This is a genomic window from Halolamina pelagica, from assembly GCF_001307315.1.
Taxonomy (GTDB): domain Archaea; phylum Halobacteriota; class Halobacteria; order Halobacteriales; family Haloferacaceae; genus Halolamina; species Halolamina pelagica_B.
The window spans coordinates 1,182,058-1,202,376 of record NZ_LGUC01000001.1 but is presented as its reverse complement, the minus strand read 5'-3'; the positions used below and the strand labels follow the sequence as shown (position 1 = coordinate 1,202,376).

Annotated in this window: 19 protein-coding genes and 1 pseudogene; 12 read left to right on the top strand and 8 right to left on the bottom strand. The window is 64.0% G+C overall.

Features of this window, described 5'->3' with window-relative positions:
* Positions 1-21 precede the first annotated feature (21 nt).
* From thrS to SY89_RS15795, 4 genes are all read right to left on the bottom strand, one after another.
* A complete protein-coding gene (thrS, locus tag SY89_RS06360) occupies positions 22-1,950 on the bottom strand; it encodes a threonine--tRNA ligase (protein WP_054583583.1) in 1,929 nt (642 codons plus the stop codon).
* Between the two features lie 71 nt (positions 1,951-2,021).
* Positions 2,022-2,960, bottom strand: coding sequence for a DUF368 domain-containing protein (locus SY89_RS06355; RefSeq protein ID WP_054583582.1), 939 nt, complete (start codon positions 2,958-2,960; stop codon positions 2,022-2,024).
* Positions 2,960-4,339 (bottom strand): hypothetical protein, encoded by a 1,380-nt coding sequence (locus tag SY89_RS15800; RefSeq protein ID WP_144427147.1) that lies wholly within the window; start codon positions 4,337-4,339, stop codon positions 2,960-2,962. The genes SY89_RS06355 and SY89_RS15800 overlap by 1 nt, the downstream gene beginning before the upstream one ends.
* A complete protein-coding gene (locus SY89_RS15795; RefSeq protein ID WP_080506611.1) occupies positions 4,273-6,345 on the bottom strand; it encodes an oligosaccharyl transferase, archaeosortase A system-associated in 2,073 nt (690 codons plus the stop codon). Before SY89_RS15795 ends, SY89_RS15800 begins: the two co-directional genes overlap by 67 nt.
* A gap of 264 nt (positions 6,346-6,609) precedes the next feature.
* Here SY89_RS15795 and SY89_RS06345 point away from each other — a divergent pair, with 264 nt between their 5' ends.
* The 8 genes from SY89_RS06345 to SY89_RS06315 all read left to right on the top strand — a co-directional run bounded on the left by SY89_RS06345 (position 6,610) and on the right by SY89_RS06315 (position 13,416).
* Positions 6,610-7,722, top strand: coding sequence for a glycosyltransferase (locus tag SY89_RS06345; protein WP_080506610.1), 1,113 nt, complete (start codon positions 6,610-6,612; stop codon positions 7,720-7,722).
* 55 nt (positions 7,723-7,777) lie between these two features.
* Positions 7,778-8,230 (top strand): hypothetical protein, encoded by a 453-nt coding sequence (locus SY89_RS15790; RefSeq protein ID WP_080506609.1) that lies wholly within the window; start codon positions 7,778-7,780, stop codon positions 8,228-8,230.
* Positions 8,227-8,682: an alkaline phosphatase family protein gene (locus SY89_RS15785; protein WP_239685525.1), complete on the top strand. Its 456-nt coding sequence runs from the start codon at positions 8,227-8,229 to the stop codon at positions 8,680-8,682. The genes SY89_RS15790 and SY89_RS15785 overlap by 4 nt, the downstream gene beginning before the upstream one ends.
* Before the next feature lie 76 nt (positions 8,683-8,758).
* Complete coding sequence (locus tag SY89_RS06335) at positions 8,759-9,796, top strand: alkaline phosphatase family protein (protein WP_144427145.1); 1,038 nt, start codon at positions 8,759-8,761, stop codon at positions 9,794-9,796.
* 145 nt (positions 9,797-9,941) lie between these two features.
* Positions 9,942-10,748, top strand: coding sequence for an alkaline phosphatase family protein (locus tag SY89_RS16465; protein ID WP_144427144.1), 807 nt, complete (start codon positions 9,942-9,944; stop codon positions 10,746-10,748).
* A 52-nt stretch (positions 10,749-10,800) separates the two neighbouring features.
* The gene (locus tag SY89_RS06325; protein WP_080506607.1) at positions 10,801-11,931 is read left to right on the top strand and encodes a sulfatase-like hydrolase/transferase; all 1,131 of its coding nucleotides are present in this window, start codon (positions 10,801-10,803) and stop codon (positions 11,929-11,931) included.
* A gap of 19 nt (positions 11,932-11,950) precedes the next feature.
* Complete coding sequence (locus SY89_RS06320) at positions 11,951-12,553, top strand: lipopolysaccharide biosynthesis protein (protein WP_054583578.1); 603 nt, start codon at positions 11,951-11,953, stop codon at positions 12,551-12,553.
* Positions 12,520-13,416: a lipopolysaccharide biosynthesis protein gene (locus tag SY89_RS06315; protein WP_080506606.1), complete on the top strand. Its 897-nt coding sequence runs from the start codon at positions 12,520-12,522 to the stop codon at positions 13,414-13,416. Before SY89_RS06320 ends, SY89_RS06315 begins: the two co-directional genes overlap by 34 nt.
* 51 nt (positions 13,417-13,467) lie before the next feature.
* Here SY89_RS06315 and SY89_RS06310 read toward each other — a convergent pair whose 3' ends face one another.
* Positions 13,468-14,610: a glycosyltransferase gene (locus SY89_RS06310; protein ID WP_054583576.1), complete on the bottom strand. Its 1,143-nt coding sequence runs from the start codon at positions 14,608-14,610 to the stop codon at positions 13,468-13,470.
* Between the two features lie 95 nt (positions 14,611-14,705).
* On the opposite strand from SY89_RS06310, the pseudogene aglJ reads away from it, so the two are divergent.
* From aglJ to SY89_RS19020, 3 genes and pseudogenes are all read left to right on the top strand, one after another.
* Positions 14,706-15,628, top strand: a pseudogene (aglJ, locus tag SY89_RS06305) (S-layer glycoprotein N-glycosyltransferase AglJ).
* Positions 15,629-15,706: 78 nt separating this feature from the next.
* Positions 15,707-15,916: a ribbon-helix-helix domain-containing protein gene (locus tag SY89_RS06300; protein WP_054583575.1), complete on the top strand. Its 210-nt coding sequence runs from the start codon at positions 15,707-15,709 to the stop codon at positions 15,914-15,916.
* A 132-nt stretch (positions 15,917-16,048) separates the two neighbouring features.
* Positions 16,049-16,177, top strand: coding sequence for a DUF7503 family protein (locus SY89_RS19020; RefSeq protein ID WP_275575396.1), 129 nt, complete (start codon positions 16,049-16,051; stop codon positions 16,175-16,177).
* 35 nt (positions 16,178-16,212) lie between these two features.
* Here SY89_RS19020 and SY89_RS16460 read toward each other — a convergent pair whose 3' ends face one another.
* From SY89_RS16460 to SY89_RS06285, 3 genes are all read right to left on the bottom strand, one after another.
* Positions 16,213-17,463 carry a hypothetical protein gene (locus SY89_RS16460; RefSeq protein WP_054583574.1) on the bottom strand — a complete coding sequence of 417 codons (1,251 nt, stop codon included), beginning with the start codon at positions 17,461-17,463 and terminating at the stop codon, positions 16,213-16,215.
* A gap of 83 nt (positions 17,464-17,546) precedes the next feature.
* Positions 17,547-18,272, bottom strand: coding sequence for a hypothetical protein (locus tag SY89_RS16455; RefSeq protein ID WP_054583573.1), 726 nt, complete (start codon positions 18,270-18,272; stop codon positions 17,547-17,549).
* 186 nt (positions 18,273-18,458) lie between these two features.
* Complete coding sequence (locus SY89_RS06285) at positions 18,459-19,217, bottom strand: DUF7409 domain-containing protein (RefSeq protein WP_054583572.1); 759 nt, start codon at positions 19,215-19,217, stop codon at positions 18,459-18,461.
* A gap of 190 nt (positions 19,218-19,407) precedes the next feature.
* Here SY89_RS06285 and SY89_RS06280 point away from each other — a divergent pair, with 190 nt between their 5' ends.
* Positions 19,408-20,268, top strand: a complete 861-nt coding sequence (locus tag SY89_RS06280) for a 3-hydroxyacyl-CoA dehydrogenase family protein (RefSeq protein WP_054583571.1) — start codon at positions 19,408-19,410, stop codon at positions 20,266-20,268.
* The last annotated feature ends 51 nt before the right edge of the window (positions 20,269-20,319 follow it).

Below are 20,319 nucleotides of genomic sequence, written 5' to 3'. Positions count from 1 at the left end.
GGGCGAACGCGGCCGTTGGCGTTACTCGTCGAGGAAGCCGGGTTCGAGGCGCTTCTCGTCGCGTTCGCTCTCAAGGTGGTCGCGGAACGTCTCGGGGTCCACGCCGTCGGCCTCGCGCTCGTAGCGGTCCCGAACCGAGATGGTCCCTGCCTCCTGCTCGTCGCTGCCGACGATGATCATGTAGGGGACGCGGTCGTCGTGGGCCTGCCGGATCTTCCGGCCGACCGTCCAGTCGCGGTCCTCGACCTCGACGCGGAACTCGTCGAGATCGTTCTTCACGCGGTGGGCGTAGCCGAGCGCGTCGTCGGAGACGGGCAGGATCCGGACCTGCTCTGGCGCGAGCCAGAGCGGGAACTGCCCCTTGAAGTGCTCGATCAGGACGCCCATGAAGCGCTCGAAGGAGCCGAGCAGCGCGCGGTGGACCATCACCGGGTAGTGCTCGTCGTTGTCCTCGCCGACGTAGGTGAGTTCGAGCCGGCGCGGGATGTTGAAGTCGAGTTGGACGGTGCCGACGGTCCACTGGCGCCCGATGGCGTCCTCGGCGTCGATGGCGATCTTCGGGCCGTAGAACGCCGCTTCGCCGGCCTCGATCTCGTAGTCGAGTCCTTCGCCCGAGAGCGCGGCTTGCAGCGCGTCGGTGGCGTCGTCCCACATCTCGTCGGAGCCGACCGCGTTGTCGCCCTGGGTCTCGAGCTTGTAGCCGATCTCGAAGCCGAAGTCCTCGTAGATGTCTTTGACGACGCCGAGGGTGCTGCGGATCTCCTCCTCGATCTGGTCGGGGCGGATGAACGCGTGACCGTCGTCCTGCGTGAAGCCGCGCACGCGCAGCATCCCCGAGAGCTCGCCGGACTGCTCGTTGCGGTAGCAGGTGCCGAACTCGGAGATCCGGATCGGGAGATCCCGGTAGGAGTGACTCGACGTGTCGAACACGTGGGCGTGGTTCGCGCAGTTCATCGGCTTCAGGCCGTACTCGGTGTCGTCCTGCACCCAGTTGAACATCTCCCCGTTCTCGGTAAAGTTCTCGTAGTGGCCCGTGGGCTTCCAGAGCTCGGCCTTGTTGAGTTCGGGCGTCCACACCTCGTCGTAGCCGAGTTCGTCGTTCTTCTCCCGGATGTACTCCTCGAGCTCCCGTCGGATCGTCATCCCCGCGGGGTGGAAGTGGACACAGCCCGGCGAGTGGTCCGGCACCGAGAACAGGTCCATCTCCTTGCCGATGCGGCGGTGGTCGCGCTCCTCGGCCTCGTCGAGCATCTGGAGATACTCCTCCAGGTCGGATTCGGACTCGAACGCCGTGCCGTACACGCGGGTGAGCGACTCGTTCTCCTCGTCGCCGCGCCAGTACGCCGAGGAGATGTTCAGCAGTTCGACGGCGCCGATCTTCCCGGTGGACTCGACGTGGGGGCCCTGACAGAGGTCCTCCCAGTCGTCCTGACGGTAGAAGCTGACCGTCTCCTCGCCGGCAGCCTCGTCCTCGAGGATCTCCCGTTTGAAGCGGTTGTCCGCGTACTGATCGAGGGCTGCCTCGCGGGAGCGTTCGAGGCGCTCGATGTCGTAGTCGGCCTCGATGATCTCGGCCATCTCGTCCTCGATGGCGTCGAGGTCCTCGTCGTCGAGGTCGACGTTGGTCACGTCGTAGTAGAACCCGTCGTCAGTCTGGGGGCCGATCGTGAGCTTCGCCTCGGGGTGGAGTCGCTGCAGCGCCTGGGCGAACACGTGGGCGGCGGAGTGCCGCAGCACGTCGAGATACTCCTCGGACTGGTCGGTGACGATCTCGAGCTGTGCGCCGTCGTGCAGTTGGTTCTCCTTCGCGACGAGTTCGCCGTCGACGACGCCGGCGACGGTGTCGTCACCGAGTCCGGGGCCGATCTCGTAGGCGGCGTCCTCGACCGTGGCGTCCTCCGGGACGGAGAGCTCCGATCCGTCCGGCAGTACGACCGTGATCTGGCTCATACGCCACGCAACTGGCCGCGGGGATTAAGCCTTGTTGAGACGCGTTGGCGGACGCCCGGAAGGGTTTCCACTCAGATGTCGATCGCCTCGCCGCCAGCGGCTCGATCGACGCTGACGACGACGGCGCCGCCGACGACCGCCGCCGCGCCGAACAGTCCGAGCGCGGTCGGCGTCCAGCCGCCCTCGAGCCGGGTCGCCGTCTGCACTACCGGCGCCCGAAGCGCGCCGACGACCAGCGCGACGAGGAACGTCATCGTCGCCGCCTGGCGGTGTTCGAGCGCCCAGCGAACCACGTGTGCGACCGTGAACAGACCGACGACGCCGCCGGCGAGGAAGGTGAGAATCGTCGGCGTCTCGCCGGGGATCGCCGCCGACTCCCCGGTCGCGATCGCGAGCAGCGCGTCGACGAAGTCGGTCAGGTGGCTGATCATGTACTCGTACTGCCCCAGGAGGAGCAGGAGTAACGACCCCGACACCCCGGGCAGGATCATCGCGGTCACGGCGACCGAGCCGGCGAGGAACGTGACGGGGAGCCCGTGGCCGAGCGCACCCTCGGCCTGCCCGGAGAGCAGGAAGGCGACGCCGAACCCGGCGACTGCGGCAGCCTGTTGGCCACGGCTGTCGAACTGCATTTCGCCCCGCAGCAGCCACGCCGAGGCACCGATGAGGCCGAAGAAGCCGCCGAACGTCGCCGCCGGGTACGCCGCCATCGCGTGCTCGAGCACTCGCGAGACGGTGACGACCGCGGTCGCGATCCCCAGCCCCAGCGCGGCGAGAAACAGCCCGTCGATCTCCCGGAACGCGTCGACGGCGTCGGCCCGGTGGTCGGGCAGCGGCGCCGCCACGATGTCGAGCAGTCGGTCGGGTTCGACGGCGGTGATCGCGGCGATCAGCCGGGGGTAGATCCCGGTCAGCAGCGCGATGGTCCCCCCAGAGACGCCGGGTACCGCGTCCGCGGCGCCCATCGCGATCCCGCGGAGGTAGACGCCCAGGGAGTTCCGTCCGCGCATCAGTTCGTCACGCGTGCCGCCGGCCCGAACGCGTCAGTCGTGAGCACGCTCGAACTCGGCCCGTCGACGCTTCCGGCGTCTGTCGAGTCAACGGTTGACGAGTCCACGCTGAGCGAGTCCGGGGCGGTGAGGCTGCTACTGTTGGTGTCCGTGCTGTTGGTGTCGGAGTCGTTCTGTGCGCCCTCGGGCGCCTGCGTGCGCTTCTCGAGGGTGATCTGGACGGGCTCCTCGTCGACGCCAAGCACGGCGCCCTCCGAGACGTTGAACTCCTGGCCGTACTGGACCGTGTAGCCGCTCGCGTTGGTCGTCGAGGGCGTCGTCACGGTGTAGCTGGTGTTCGCACGGACGCTCACGTTGGTGTAGCCGTTCTCCGGGCCGAACTCGTCGTAGCCCGTCGTGGAGTACGGCAGCGTCAGCGTGAACTCGCCGTCGTCGTTCGTCTGGGCGTGCTGCGTGTAGACGAACGTGGAGTTCGAGTTCGGCATCCGCATCTCCACGGAGGCGGTCACCTCGGTGTTCGCCGGCGCCCCGGAGCCCTCGACGGTCGCGCCGGGCACCTTCTCGAACGTCTTCACCCAGTTGGGCGACGTGGCCGAGGTCTGGTAGATCAGCCCGTAGAGCTGGTCGCCGGCCATCGCGGCCTGTCGCCGGTCGTTCAGCTGGAAGTTCGGGTTCTGTGCCTCGCTGGCCTTCACGAGTCGGTAGTGCTTCAGCGCGGGCACGTCCTCGCTCGGGAACGGCCCGACGCCGCCGATCTGGGCGCTGCCGTCCTCCTCGACGTACGCCCGCGCGGCGCTCATGTTGGGGAACCGCTTGACCATCGATTCGTTGTCGCCGACGGTGCGGACGTCGACGGTGCTGCCGTCGCCGGCGGTCAGCTCGCGGGTCTCCCAGTCGACGACGATCGGCTGGGCCTGCTGGGCGGAGCCGTGGTAGCGGTAGAGCCGCACCATCAGGCTGTCGTAGTAGCGCTGGTCGTACACCTGCGAGCTCCGGTCGACGAACGTCCCTTGCTCGGTCTCCTGGAGGCTGTACACCGTCTCCGCGAAGTCGTTGTAGGAGACGTTCTCGTCGTCGTAGAACGTCACCGGCGCGCTGAACTTCGAGGTGACCGAGGCCATCTGGTAGTCGACCATCACGTAGCGAGTCTCCTCACCCGCGTCGGCCCGACGGTCGAGCACGTCCTGGGCCTGACTCTCGTTCGGCGCGAGCAGGTAGTTCGCGGCGTTGGTCGCCCCCTGCTGGAACGGGTTGGCGTTCGGAATCCGCTGGCTCTGGGTGGTGATCCAGTGGCCGTAGTCCCACCAGGACATCACGCCGTAGGCCCCCTCGGGGTACTCGAAGTCGTCAGTCCGCTCGTAGGCGCCGTAGTACTCCATCTGCTCGGCGTTGCCGGCGCCGCCGAGGTTGCCCTCCTCGGGGTGTTGTTCTGCATCCAGTCGAACGTCCCCTCCCACGCGAGTACCGCGCCCGGACCGGTGCTGTTGCCGCCCTGGACGGCGGTGGCCGTCTGTGTCCCGCCACTCTGGGCGGACGCCCCGAGCGTGACCGGCACCGCGAGCACCGGCGCGGCGACGAGCAGGAGCACCGCGGCGATGGTGAGCACCTGGTGGCCCTCGAGTTCGTCGACGAACATGATCGCCGAGACGAGCACCGCGGCCGCGACGACGATCGCCGCGAGCGTCTGGTCGAGCAGCAGCAGGCCGAACACGACCGGGACCGTGGCGAACCCGATCGTGCGCACCTCGAGGTCGGCCGCCGCGAGGGCGGCGTCGACGTCGATGAACGCCAGCACGCGCGCGAACAGATACGCGTTCGCCACGACGACGACGATGGCGAGGTAGTAGTTGAACCGCACCTGGGTGAACGCCATCGAGGTGATGAACGCCGCCCAGACCACGAACAGCAGGTCGGTCGCCTCGTACTCCACGACCAGCGGCGCGCCGGCGAGGAGCGCGGCGACGATCAGGAGGCCGAGTACCTGCTGGTCGACGCCGACGACGCCGCCGAGAACGCTCGGCAGCGGCGTGAGGAAGATCAGTGCGGTGATCACGAGACTCCCGCCGAGGTAGCTGTAGGCCCGCTGGGTCCCCTTCTGAATCAGGGGCCGGGCGTGCATGAGCACGACACCGAGGACGGCGGTGAAGAACGTGATCCCGTACTCCATGACGACGCGCTCGGAGGCGGAGTTGAGCCCGTACTGCCTGATGGAGTTCTGGCTGATGAACGGCTGAGCCTCCGAGATGGTGCGGGTCGCGGCGCCCGCGCTGAAGCCGACGATGCGGAGGAGGTTCCTGACGACGTTGTTGAACAGCCCCGACGCGACGACCGAAAGCACGGCGGCGCCGACGATCCCGAGCCCGAGAACCACGGCCGGGTAGTACGTCGTGTCGAGATCCTCGCGCTCCCAGTAGCGCGCGAGCCAACAGAGGAACACGCCCGCTGCCGCCACGGAGAGGGCGGCCAACGGCTGGAGCAGCGAGAGCGTCGTCGTCGAGGCGTCGAACGTGTCGATCGCGAGCAGGCTCATCAGCGCGGTGACCAGCATCGCCACCGTCACCGCGAACGCGACCGGTTCGGGCGTGTCGCCGTGGACGACGTCGGTGACGACGTTCAGGACGAGGAACAGGCCGACGATGCCGACCAGGAACACGGCGGGCGGCCAGACCCAGAGGAAAAGGCCGACGAGGACCCCGGCTGCGATCGACCACGCGAGTGGCTCTCTCAGCGTGTCGAGTTCGCGGGACTCGATCAGCTCCTCACGGACCACCTCCCAGACGGGCATCGTCCGGTCGGCGACGGCGACGGCGCCGAACAGGCCGACCATCGCGAGGCCCATGAAGAACGGCTCCGCGGCGTTGTGGTCGGCGGCGCCGACGAGGGTTCGCTGGAGGAACAGCCCCGGGAGGAGGGCGAGGAGGAGGACACCGAACAGGCCGCCGATGCGGCTACTGAACCGCTTTCCGATGAAGTAGACGGGGACGACGGCGAGCGCGCCGAAGACTGCCGGTGCGACGAGCAGGGTCTTGGCGATGAGGGTGTCGCTCGGGGAGCCGAGGCCGACGATGAGGGCGACGAGGGCGATCAGCTGGTCGTAGAGGGTACCGAACTGGCCGACGAACGTACCGACCGGGAACCCAGTCCAAATGTCGTAGGGGATTGGTGACGGAAAGTTTCGGACGATATAGTTCGTCTCGCGGAGGTGGTACCAGGCGTCCATGCCAGAGAAATACACTTCACCGTTCTGGAGGAAACGGGAGTAACTCTGCATCCGCACCCAGAACATCCACGCCATCGCGAAGAGGAGCGCGGGGACGTGGTACCAGTTGGCCGCAGTGTCGCGGAGCGACTGGAGGGAGTCGCCGCTTTCGGTTCGCGAACTCATTGGCGTGAATCGTAGCAAAAGGGGGATAAGGTTTGTGAAAGAGCCAGCAGCCCGTGGTCGGCCTCCCCTTGGGGACTCCCAAAATACGCATACTACGACCGTCTATCGAGGTAGCAAAACCGTATGCGATGGCGTTTTTATCTTCTGGCCTGCAACGCCATGTATGTTGACCCTCCCGTCCCCGACCGTCCGATTTCACTCCCTCGATCTCGGGCGAGTAGTTCACAGCAGTCCGACTGATCGGTCGTTGGTACGGGTGTTCAAATGACAGGACGTACCGCTATCGCTCACGGAAACTATCTACAGCGTGGTGGTGCAGAGCAGGTCTCAAACGAACTGGCCCGTCTCTTCGATGCGCCACTGTACTACGGTTTTGGGGATCCGGAGTACCTTCCGGACGATGTCGACTCTCGGCAACTCTTCGGTGGTAGACTCGTCTCCCAACTGAGCCGGTCCGTGTTTTCACGCGATCTCTACTACGCGTTCGCTGCACAGCGCATCCCGGAGTTGGCTGAGTACGATACGGTCGTGCTATCGAAAAACGAACTATCGTGGTACGTTCCGGAAGACGAACAGACAGTCATTCACTACGTCCACAGCACTCCGCGAACGCCGTACGATCTGTTCCAGCAGCGAGGAGACAGCCTTCCAACGCGGCTCTACTCGTTCGTAGCGCGAACCCTATTCCTCCCGAATACAAAGTATCCGGACCGGTTCGTCGCGAACAGCGAGCTTGTCGCCCGTCGACTCGAACGTTACTGGCGGATCTCGGCGGACCGCATCGACGTCGTCTACCCGCCGGTCCCCGTCGACGAGTACAGCCCGAGTGATCCGAAAGAGTACTACCTCACCTACTCCCGGCTCATCCCCGAAAAGCGGATCGACGCGATCGTTGACGCGTTCGCAGAGCTCGATGCGGAGCTTGTCGTCGGTGGCTCCGGTGAGGAGCGCGATCGACTCGAGCGTCGAGCCCCAGAGAACGTCAGGTTCGTGGGCTACATGGACGAATCGGAGAAGAAACGTCGCCTCGGCGAGGCTCGGGCGCTGCTATTCAACGCAATGAATGAGGACTTCGGCATGATCCCGGTAGAGGCACTGGCCAGCGGTACGCCGGTTCTCGGCGTCGACGAAGGGTACACGAAGTATCAAATAAAGGCTGGGAAGAATGGTTATACGCACGACCCCGACCCCAAGAGTATCCGTTCGGCAGTCGAACGGTTCGAGCGTGAGGGGGTTGCCTGGTCGGCAGCCGAGATTCAGGAGTACGCCGAACGCTACAGCGCGGAAGCATTCCGCCAGGGAATGCAAGACGCTGTAGCCCGCGCCGAGGACGATGCAACGATCGATGTATCATACGGTTCGGGTGACGAGACATGACCTTCGGCGAATGGGTTTCGAACAGCGTCGACCGGTTTGAGCGGGAGGGGCCCTGATGGGGGTCTACGGCGCAGTGCAGGAACTCTACGAGGGCGGGCTTGGCAAGGTCGGTGAACACCTGTATAACTACGGCACCCCGGTGTGGGACAAAGAGTGGGACGTTTTGGTCGTTCTCGATACGTGTCGGCCTGATCTGCTACAGGAAGTATCTAACGAGTACGACTTCCTCGCGGGGTACGACACATCCCAATCGATTAACTCCCTGGGTTCACGCTCGCCCGAGTGGATTCGCAAGACGTTTGACCCCGACGAACACGCCGACTCGCTCGCGAAAACGGCGTATGTAAGCGCGAACCCGCACACGCGAGATATACCTGACCCCGAGTCGCTGTTTCTGCTTGACGAAGTCTGGAAATATGCCTGGGACGAACAGTGGGGTAACGTCCCCCGGAGAATCTCACCGACCGTGCCATCGCCGTCGCCCGTGAGCACGAGCCAAACCGCTTGATCGTCCACTACATGCAGCCCCATGCCCCATACCGACCCTTTGTGCAGGAGCACCCAGAGTGGTACTCGTTGACTGTCGGGATGGACAACCCCGAGGATCGCCCCGATATGAACATGTGGGAGCGGATCAGGACAAAGCGAGTCTCAGCCGAAAAGGCGTGGGACGCTTATCGAGACACACTGCGTTGGGTGCTAGACGACGGCATCGAACCCCTGCTACGAAACATCGACGCCGATAAGGTCGTGCTTACGAGCGATCACGGCGAGGGGTTCGGCGACTGGTGGTACTACGGGCACAGCACGCCCGCTCCGATCCCACCCTTGAAGCGTGTGCCGTGGGCTGTCACCAGTGCTACCGACGAAGGGAGCGTTGAACCGACGATCAGACCGGAAGCGATCCGGCTAGAAAACGACGAGATAGAGGAACGCCTCGCAGCCCTCGGCTACCGTTGATAGCAAAAGGAAATATTATCCCACGGCACCGACAACCCTTCTCTTAACTTGCCGCAGCGAAACCGCGGCAGCTATCATGACACTACAGGACTGGTTCAATGAATCACGAGAGAGAATCGCCCAACACGGAATCGTTACCGGAGGGCGCGGGTCGGCTGAAGCCCTCCTTACAGGGGTTCTCGATCGTACAGGGCGAGCGGGGTTCAACTATGGAACCTCTATTTTCGAGCGAGAATGGGACGTACTCGTAATCCTCGATACCTGTCGTCCGGATCTACTCAAGCAGGTCAGTTCTGAGTACGAGTACGTGCCGGAGGAGGTCCCAACCCATACTTCCCTCGGCTCGGCTTCGGTGGAGTGGATTCGGAAGAACTTCACTGACGGCGACTACTCCGAGCCATTCATTGACCGATCGACCAACGGTTGGTACGGCGAGGAGCTCGCAAACACGGCGTACGTCACCTCGAACCTGTTTGCCGAGCACATCGACGATGACGATTTGCTCTACTTGGACGAAGTACACGAGTACGGATGGAATGAAGAGGTCTGCACCACCCCGCCAGAAGTGGTCACCGACCGCGCGGTCGCGGCCGCTCGTGAGCACGACCCGGATCGGCTGATCGTCCACTATATGCAGCCGCACGCACCGTATCGGTCGATGATCGATCGGTATGGGTGGGACGAGAAGCCGGGTGTTGGAAACTACGGTGCGACTCACCCGGCCCGGGAGATGTGGGAAGAACTCCGTGCCAACGAGATCTCGATCAAAGAAGTCTGGGACGCGTATCGCGATAACCTTCGGTGGGTGCTCGACGATGGCGTCACCCCACTACTGAACAACGTCGACGCTGACCGGGTCATCCTCTCCAGCGACCATGGAGAGGCGTTCGGCCGATGGGGTGCCGAGACGTGGACGGCCGACGCGGCAACCGCCCGAGAATGGGGGACTTACGCACACCCGCCGTACGTACCGTTGAAAACGCTCAAAGAGGTGCCTTGGGTCGAAACAACAGCAACTGATACGGGAGAGTTGACTCCCTCTGTGACGACCGAGGAGGAGGCGGTATCGGAGGATGAGCGAAAGGATCGACTCGAAGCACTCGGGTACGTATGACGTTTCGGGACTGGATCGAAGAGTCTCGGTTCAAGGTGAACCACTACGGTTGGCGCAAAGGTGGTGTCTCCGCAGCATACGATTTCTGGGGGGTGCGCTGCGTCACTCCTCACACCTCATCGGGGCCGACCGTAAGGGGGAGAACGTGTTCGAACGAGATTGGGACGTCCTAGTGCTTCTCGATACGTGTCGACCGGACGTCGCCGAGGAAGTTTCAGGGGGCTACCCGTTTGTCCCGTCCGACGTTCCCTCGATAACCTCTGTGGGCTCTACGTCCTGGGAATGGCTCAACCGAACGTTTTCGGAAGCCCCCAACGACGTTGTCGAACGAACTGCGTACGTCTGTGCGAACAACTTCTCTCAACAGTTCGGTGACGAGTTCGAGCCCGACCCAGCCAGCTTTGGTTTGCTCGACGAGGTATGGCGGTATGGGTGGGACGATGATCTAGGGGTTGTTCCGCCAGAGACGGTCACTGATCGTGCTGTCGACGTCCGACGGAACGGTGAGTTTGATCGGCTCATCGTCCATTACATGCAGCCACATATTCCCTACCGTTCGCTGGACGTTGGAGACCGGGCCGACGCAGACGAGCGGGGGGCTGCCCAGCGCTCCGTCTGGGACCTCCTCCAAATGGGAGACTTGTCTCGAGCGGACGCGTGGGACGCGTATCGCGACAACCTCAGATGGGTGCTCGACGATGGTGTTGCCCCCCTCCTCGAGAACATCGACGCTGATCGGGTCGTCCTCTCTAGTGACCACGGCGAGGCGTTCGGCGAGTGGAACCTGTACGGTCATTACCGACACGTCCCCGCGGCCGCGCTCCGTGAAGTCCCGTGGATCGTGACCTCTGCGACTGACTCGGGCCAGTTGGAACCAGAAGTGGAACCAGAAGAAATCCACCTCACCGACGACACGATCAATGAACGGCTGACTGCGCTGGGGTATCAATGACTCCCGACAACTCCCGACGGAGTTTAAACTGATGAAGGGAGAAATGGAATCTATGGCCGGGCCCGCGCTTCTCATCACCGTTGACTCTTTGCGGTATGATCACTACCCACACATGAGTTCGACTCGGGAGTTCCTTGGCGAGACACATGAAGCGACGTTCGCCCCGAACACGGCGACGCCCTCCTGCTTCCAGTCCATCATCGGCGGTATTTACCCAGGCCAGGCAGGCATCACCGAGCAGGAGAGCTTCGTGCCGCAGCTTCCACACCGTCGGAAGGTCGGCATCTCGACGAACCGGTTTCTCTCGAAACGCTACGGATACGACGCGGGTTTCGACCAGTTCATTGAGCCCGATCGTGGCGAGGCGTCGATAAAGGACCGGGTGGCGTCGCATATGACGCCGCAGAGTACCGTCTACGGGATCGCATCGCGATTGTACAACAGCTACCAGAGCCTCCGAGGCACAGTCACCGACGCATCCCGGGATTACCGCCCGGCGGCAGAAGTCATTGACGAGTTTCTTGATACCGTCAACACGTCTAACGATGACTGGTTCGGGTGGCTTCACTTCATGGAGCCACACCACCCGTACAACCCCGACGAGGCCCCCGTCTCCCGGACCGAGGCACAACAGGTTACGCGCCGACTGCTTGACGGTCGTGGAAGCGACGCGGACGCCGAACTCGGACGGAAGCTCTACCGGGGTGAAGTGGAGGAGCTCGACAAGCGGCTCGCCCGGCTCTGGGAGACGATTCCCGACGAGACTCAAGTGTTGTTCTGTGCAGACCACGGCGAGTTACTCGGGGAGTACGGAGAGTGGGGGCATCATGCCACGATGTGTCCGGAGATCCTTCGCGTGCCGATGGCTGGACGGAACCTACCGATCTCACTCGATCGGAGTGATGTCTGGAGTCTGGTGGATGTCCCCTCAATTTTCCGCGGGGAGATCCACGGTGATGGAAGCATCCAGCGAGAGACCGCGTTCGCCGCCTCGAACGGGAACTACGCGGCCATGAACGCTCGACACTTCGCCAACAACGACGGGGTACGTACATTCGACGGCGAGCACACGACAGATTCACAGCTCACTGCTGCACTCGAAGAGTGGGAAACGACCGCAAGCGAACCAGTGTCCAGAGACGAACTTCCCGAAGACGATCTAGAAGCACTCGGTTACAAGTGACCCACCCGGTCTACCATCAATGACCGACAAGAACACCGCCGAACTCGATCTGGGTAGCGAGGCGTTCACCTCCGCGATCGCGAAGTTCACGATGTCCGGGTTGGGGTTCGTCGGTGTCATCGCGTTCGCAAACGTGCTCGGTCCAGCGGGCGTCGGGCGATACTACTTCGCGCTCGCTATCGCATTGCTTCTCGTTCGAGTCGATGCCGGCGTCGGTGTCGCCCTGAAGAAACGCGTCAGCCAAATCGAGACGGAGGCGGATACGTATCTCACAGTCGGACTGCTCTTCCACGCCGCGTGGGTTGTCGTCGTCGCTGTTGGGACGTTCCTCGTAGCGGAGTTTACCGATCTCCTTCCGATGACACCACTCGTCGTTTCAGGAGTCATTTCGGTTCTCGCAACCGTGGGGCTCTTCCAGATTCTCAACCGGTTCTACGCGGGGTTAGGGTACCCAAGCCGTTCCCTCTGGATCGACACGGTTCGTAGCGCCTTCACTCTCGGGCTCCAATTGCTGTTTCTCGTCCAGGGGTACAGAGCGTTCGGCCTACTGGTCGGACTTGCGGGGGGACACTCATCTCCGCCGGTATCGTGTTCGTTGCAGCTGGAGTACGCCCGTCGATAAGTAACATCGGGAAGACGGGCGCCGACGTGTTCACGTTCGCCCGCTACTCCGTCCCGACAGCGGTGGTCGAGGACTTCTACAAGCGAGTCGACGTCATCCTCATTCGCCTGTTTGCTGGCGAGTCAGCGGTCGGTTTCTACGAAACCGCCCTCCGTATCGTTACTCCGGCACAACAGCTCTCCGGGAGCATTTCAAACGCCCTCGGTGTGAAAGTGAGCGGGCTGACTTCGATCGGACAGGAAATCCGGAGTGATATCGTTAACGCAGTTATCTACACCGGGCTGCTCGCTATCCCGATGTTTTTCGGAGCACTCGCGATGCCGGCTGCGCTCATGCAGACGTTCTTCGGCTCCGAGTTCGCCGGTGGCGCGACCGCACTGATCGGGATCGCTCTATTTTTCGTCTTCTACATTTACCAGGATCCGTTCGCGACTGCGCTCGAGGGTTCCGACCGCCCCCAGATCGTGTTCCGACTCCGGCTCTTTGCATTGGTGGTCCACCTCCCGCTCGCGCTGCTACTGGGGAACTACTGGGACGGACTCCTTGGGGTGATTGGGGCGACGCTAGCCGTAGAAGTAGTTCTATTGGCCATCTATCAGGCCGTGAGCCATCGAGAGCTCGGTGGTATAATCTTCCCAAAGCCCGTCGTGGCACAGCTCGGTAGTGCAGTCGTCATGTATGGATTGATCATGCTGATCAAACCGATGGTCCCGCTGGTGTCCTGGGTTCCGGTAATTGCACTCATCGTGTTCGGAGCTGGGGCGTACTTCCTCTCGCTCGTGGTGATGAGCAGTCACTTCCGGCTCACTCTCAATAATGTTCTCGTCCCGGCTCTCGGTCGCATCCGAACGCGAATAAGGTAGGGTGACGTTTCAACCAACCACACTCGCCGTGCGACGCTTCCTTCGACAGCCTCAGTAAACCTCCCGCAGTTCCTCGTCGATCTCCCACGTCCCGTCACCCTCGCCACTCAGAAGCTTTAGGCTCGCACGGAACAGCGAGACCTGCGTGTCGAACAGCGAGTACGCCGCCTGCAGCCCGCCCAACTTCTCACGCGAGCCAAGCGCCACGAATCCGCCGACCACTGCTGGAACAACTAGTCCGAGCGGGCCACCGACGGCCACCCCACCCAGCGTTGCCAACCCGATCGACCCCATCACGAGCCACGGCGAGACGATCATGAACCACCAGTTGAACGGCAGCACCGCTCGGCCGTAGGCGCCGTACCCGCCCAACATTTCTCGCTGTCGCCAGAGCAGCCGAATCAACCCCATCGCGCGGCGATCTTTCTGCTGGCGACGCTTTCGGAACGTCGAGTGGGCGGCCTCCTTGTACTCGATCTCGGGGTCGAACACGACGCGGTCGCCGCCCTTGCGGATCTTCAGCGCCAGTTCCGTGTCGTCGGCGATGGAGTCCTCGTCGATGGAGACGATGGCGTCGTTCTCGAACGCCGAGAACGGGCCGTGGAAGATGAGCGTCGAGTCGAGGTGGGACTCGAGCGTCTGGATGTGGGCCTGCACGTCCCGGTACCCCTCTTCGACCTCGCTCCCGCCGAGTGCTTCGGCGTTTCGCCCCGTAACGGCGCCGATATCCGGATCAGCGAGATTCGCTGCTGCCTCACGGAGGGCGTCGTCGGCGATCCGGGAGTCGCAGTCAGTCTTGACGACCATCTCGTTCGACGCCGCGGCGTAGGCCTCGTTCAGCGCGACGGCGAGTCCACGGCGCTCCTCCTCGCGGATCAGCGTCAGTTCGGGCGCCTGCCGGTCCGCGAAGAATGCCTCCACCAGCTCCGGTGTCTCGTCGTCACTGGAGTCGACAACGACGACCTCCACCTTCTCCATCGGGTAGTCGAGCGAGACCAACTCTTCGAGTTTCGTCTCGACGATCCCTTCCTCGTTGTACGTCGGGAGGACGATACTCACTGTCGGCTCGGCGTCGTAATCCTTCTCCGCGGGCGAGCCCTCGGGCCCGAAGAGCCAGTACAGGCCCACGTAGGCTAAATAGGGCAGCCCGGTCAGCGCGAGGAGGCCGGCCAGTGCCTCGACGAAACGTCGCATATTCTCCCTTGTGCTACCGCCGGCAAAAACTCCGCCGGTGTCGCCGCCCCCAAGTAGAAGCCTTTTCACTCCACCCCACACCACACGGAGACGAGATGCCCGACCCCGAACAGGTCACCGTCCTCCTCCCGACGTACGACGAGGCCGCCACCATCGGCGACGTCGTCGACGGGTTCCGCGAGCACGGGTTCGATGACGTGCTCGTGATCGACGGGGACTCCGGCGACGGCACTCGCGAGATCGCTCGCGAGCACGGTGCGCGCGTCGAGACCCAGTCAGCGTCGGGGAAGGGACAGGCGATCCGCGAGGCGGTCCGCGAACACATCGACCGCGAGTACGTGCTGATGGCCGACGGCGACGGCACGTACCGCCCCGAAGACGCCGACGCCATGCTCGCGCCGCTCGAGGAGGGGTACGACCACGTCATCGGCGACCGGTTCGCCGACATGGAGGACGGCGCGATGACGCGCCTGAACCGGATCGGCAACGGACTCATCAATTGGCTGTTCGGAACGATCCACCGCGAAGAGTTCACGGACATCCTGAGCGGCTACCGAGCGTTCAGTCGCTCGTCGTTCGAACGGCTCCACCTCTCCGCGGAGGGGTTCGGGATCGAGACCGAGATGGCCGTCGAGTGTGCGAAGCAGGGGATCCCCACAACCGTCGTCCCCATCACGTATCTCGAGCGCCCTGCGGGGTCGAACACGAACCTCCACCCCATCCGCGACGGGGGATCATCCTCCTCGAACTGTTCCGGCGGGCGAAAACCAACAACCCGCTGTTCTACTTCGGGAGCGTCGGCGTCGCGTCCGGCGTCGCCGGGTCGGTGATCGCGGCCTACGTCGCCGTCGAGTGGTTCGTCTACGGCGTCCCCCACCAGATCTGGGCGCTCGCGGGCGCTGCGGGGATCCTCCTCGGCGTCCAACTCCTGATGTTCGGGGTGCTCTCGGACCTGATCCTCACCCTCCATCGCGAACAGCTCGATCGGATCGAGTCTTTCGCCAGCGGCGACGACTAATCGCGCCTGCGGCCGCCGTCGACGCCGTGGGAGCCCCGTGCCGGCGTGTTTTTCCCCACCGACACCTGAGTACCGGCCATGACCGAGTACACCACGGTCTCGATTCCCACCGAACTCGCCGAGCGCGTCGACGAGACGATCGAAGGAACCAGCTTCTCGAGCACCAGCGACCTCGTCCGGTTCCTGCTCCGCAGTATCGTGATCAAACACCAAGAGCGCGGCGAGCTCACCGAAGCGGAGTTCGAGGAGATCGCCGAGCAACTCGAGAACCTGGGGTATCTCGACTGAGGGCTGCGCGTCGCCAGAGGTGTCGGTCCGGTTTCCTTCCGTCGTTTTCACTCACATCTCGTTTATCATGGCCTAGAATCAAACCGGGTAATATCTATCCACTTATATAGCGAACTGTTCGCATGGAGTGTAATGTCCGAATTCAAGTCGTTCCTGGCCGACAACCCGAAGATGATGGGCGTCCTGTTCACGATGCTGCTGTTCCTCTCCCAGGCGGGTAGTGTGGCTGCTTCCGCAGCAAATACGGTTGCGGGCCCGTAAATGGAAACTTCACGTTAGAGAATAGATGCTAGATATTACAACTTGATCTCGTCTGACCACCTGATCTCGCCATTATACCGAACAAGGTCGCCGACCTGTTCAAGAATATCTAATAGAGTATCGACATCGTCGAAGCGTGACTCGACGATAGTTCCAGGTGTCAGATAGAACGTAGACTCATCACTAAATGCAGAATTGGACTGGGCACCGACGGTAATGTCATTCGTTGGGAATACGCGAACAGAAACTGCAAACTCACCGTCTTTGCGTTTGATTTCTGTCATTGGTGCACCGAGATCCTCCCGCTGTACCACGTCCACGTCGCCATCTCCGACAACCGAGTACTGGCCGCCGACGAACGACTGCTGACTCGCAACGGAGAGCGCCGAACGAAGTGGGAAACCGTGATTCAGTAACTTCACCATTGCCTTCCCTACGCGGGTGGCGCCACTATTCACGACCTCGGTAAGCGTGACGACGCCCCCGGTAGCACCGTTCTCCAGTAGCCCCATCCCCTGGTCGTAGGAGGCACAGCCGTTGAGGAAGAACGCGTCGACGCCGACGAAGTCGAGGTCGCGCGCGTCGAGTCGGCCGTCCGAACACTCGAACCCGTCGGCCTCGATGTGGCCGACGTAGTGGAGGAACTCCCGCTCGGTCTCCAACACGGCCTTGAGCCGATCGGTCGTCAGGTTGCGGTACACCCGCAGGTCGAACGGGAACTCCGCGTCGTCGCCGTACACGTCCTGGGCCACGTCGCCCTCCTCGGTCATTCCCTCGTCGTTGACGACGACGGTGACGCCGATCTCCTCGGAGGGTGTGTGTTCCAGCCCGTTCCGGTAGCCGTCGATCGACGCCTTCGTCGACCCGACGGGGACGCCGTCGTCGGCCCAGACCGTCTCGAACGCGCCGGTCGGCTCCGGTTCGACGAGATCCGGTAGCGGTCCCTGTGGCGCCTGTGCCCGTCCCGTGGCGCGCGTGGCGCTTCTGGTCGGGCCCGTGATCGCGTCCGTGCTCGGCGTCGACGCGCCGGCACGCGCGAAGTCGAACAACGAGTCGGTCTGCACCTGTTCGGCCGTCGTCGCCTCGCCGGCCGGCGTCTTGATCGTCGCGAGGTCGTCGATCAGGTACGGCAGCAGTTCGGCGTTCTCGGGGTCGGGCGCGACGTAGCCCGCCGTCTTCCACTCCGGGACGTAGTCGGCGATCCGCTCGTAGGGGACCGAGAGGTAGGCGTCCAATCGCTCTGAGAGCGAGCGGCCGTACAGGTCGGCCCAGTCGAGGTCGACCACCGCGTCGACATCCTCCCGTTCGGCCAGGTCGACGGCGTAGAACCCCTCCGTTCGGGCGACGCAGTCGAACAGCAGCGTCTGTTTCAGCGTCTGGGCGACGGTCTCCTCGAACCCGCCCGCGCCGTCGAGGCGGTAGCTGAACCCCTCCTCGCCGACGAGCCGGGGACGTTCCCGGGGACCACTTCGGCGCCGAGGTAGAACGCAAGCGGCGCGACCGGGTAGACGAAGCGCAACTGCGGCGGCACCTCGATCCGGACGCCCGCGTCGGCCGCGGCCATCCCCTCGGGGATGTCGAGCTCGTCACCGAGTTCGATCTCCGGCGGGTGGCCACGCAGCGTCGGGTAGGACCGCTCGACGGAGGTGGTTTTCAGCGACGACGACATCGCCGACACGGCGCGCATCATCTCGCGGGGGTCGCCGGTCGTCGTGATCGTCCCCGCCGGGTGGTTGTGTCGTGAGCGGCCGGCGACGAACAGGTCGCCCTGCGTGCTCACCGTCGTCGTCATTCCGTTGGTCTCGACCGTGAGCGGTCCCTCGATGCGGACGTACAGCTTCACCGGCTGTTCGAGTTCGATCAGGTACTCGCCGGAATCGAGGTCGAGTTGGTCCGTGCGGTCCATCTGGGCGACCACGTCGCCCTCGCCGTCCCGGACGAACGTCGCGACGTAGCTCCCGAGGGTCACGCTCTGGGTGTCGATCCGCGCGGCGGCGTCGACCGGGAAGTAGAACCGATCGCCGTCGATCGACTCGGTCGCGGCGGGCTCGGGCATCCGCAGCACGCACTGGCGCTGCTCGATGCTGTCCGTCACGTGCAGCGCAGTCCCCGGGTCGCGATGTCGATGCTCATCGCCGACCCACCCCCGAACTGCGGCTCCCTCGGACCGGTGCCCCAGAGCCAGTCATCTATCTATCGATTCTGATTCTGCGAGTATAAAGGCTTCGTCGCGTCTGACGGGAGAACCCGGTGGTACGGCAGCGAACCGCTTACGGCCCCGTCAGTCGGCTTGCTCGCTAGCCTCGCGGTGCCACCGTTGGAGTTGCTCCTCGGGGATTCCGGTCACGTCCGACAGCAGTTCGGGGCTGGCGGTCGCGAGCGAGCGGACCGAGGTGACGCCAGCCTCCGCCAGCCGGTCGGCGTAGCCGTCGCCGACCCCGGAGAGATCGGTCAGCGGCGTCGGTTTCGATCGCTCGCGCCACGCCGCCTCGGCCGCCAGCGGATCACCGCTCCCGTCGGCGGTCGCCGAGGCGTCGTCGCTGGTCGCGTCGGCGACCCACGCCGTCTCCTCGTCGACGGCGTCGTCGGTGGCGTCGCCGCCGGACGCTGCCGATTCGGCGTCGGAGGCTTCGGCCGGCTGTGTGGAAGCTTCGACCCACGCCGCCTCGTCGGCGTCGCTCTCCGCTGCCGACTCCGCCCCCTCGGTAGTTGAGTCGGCCTCGGCTGCGGGCTCCTCGCCGTGACTGGAGGCGACCCACGCCGCTTCGTCGTCCTGCAGCCCACGAACCTGCTCGGAGCGACGGCTCAGGTCGCCGTCGTTGTCGAACGACCACGGCAACGAGTGGTGCCGGCGGATCTTCGCCGCCACGCCGGGGTTGACCCCGGCCTCCTGCAGCATCCGGTAGGAGACCTCCTTGTCGGCGACGGCCTGGGCGGAGAACGCCGCCGCCTCGATGGCCTCGGCCGTGGCCGGGCCGACGAACTTCAGGTCGGTCGGCGCGTCGACCGACCGACGCCCCACGTCGTCGACGTCGACCATCAGATGCTCCAACAGGCGAGTCACGTTACCACCGTCTGCGGACCAAAGATACTTCAAGGTTTGTGTGAAACGATGGCCCAGAGTCCGCCGCAGCGTGCCTGAGGACTCTGTTTTGAGTCAATTCGAGGGATGTCGGCGTCATCGAGCGGTTGTCGCTACGCTTACGGTGATGCCGGGCCGAATGCCGTCTATGTACACACTGGAAGACGTCGAGACGGTGGGCGTCGTCGGCGCCGGAACGATGGGTGCCGGGATCGCACTGGTCGCCGCGACGGCGGGCTACGACGTGGTGATGCGGGACATCAAGCAGTCCTTTGTCGACGACGGGTTCGACACGATCGACGACTCGCTCTCGCGGCTGGTCGACCGCGAGGCGCTGAGCGAGGACGAAGCCGAGGCGGCGAAAGCCCGAATCACGGGGACGACGGAGCTCGACGACCTCGCCGGCGCCGAGATCGTCGTCGAGGCCGCGCCCGAGGAGATGGAGCTCAAACAGTCGATCTTCGCGGAGCTGGACGAGACGCTCGACGCGGAGGCGCTGTTGGCGACCAACACGTCGACGCTGTCGATCACCACGATCGCGAGCGCGACAGAGCGCGCCGACTCCGTGGTCGGCCTCCACTTCATGAACCCCGTCCCGATCATGGACGGCGTCGAGGTCGTCACCGGCGAGCGCACGGCGACGGAAACCACGGCGCTCGCGCACGCGTTCGCGGAGGACCTCGGGAAGGAGACCTGGGAGTCCGACGACAAGCCGGGGTTCGTCACCAACCGCATCCTGATGCCCTGGATCAACGAGGGGATCCGCGCGTTCGACGAGGGCGTCGCCGAGAAGGCGGATATCGACCGCGGGATGACTCTCGGGACGAACGTCCCGATGGGCCCGCTCGAACTCGCCGACCACATCGGCCTCGACGTCTGCCTCCACGCCAGCGAGACGCTTCACGAGGAGCTGGGTGACCGCTACACCCCGGCGTACCTGCTGAAGCGGAAGGTCGAGGCGGGCGACCTCGGAAAGAAGACCGGGCGCGGCTTCTACGAGTACGAGTAGTCGACGACGAGCGGCGAGCCCTCCGATCGCGCTTCGGACCCTTTTTGCCCC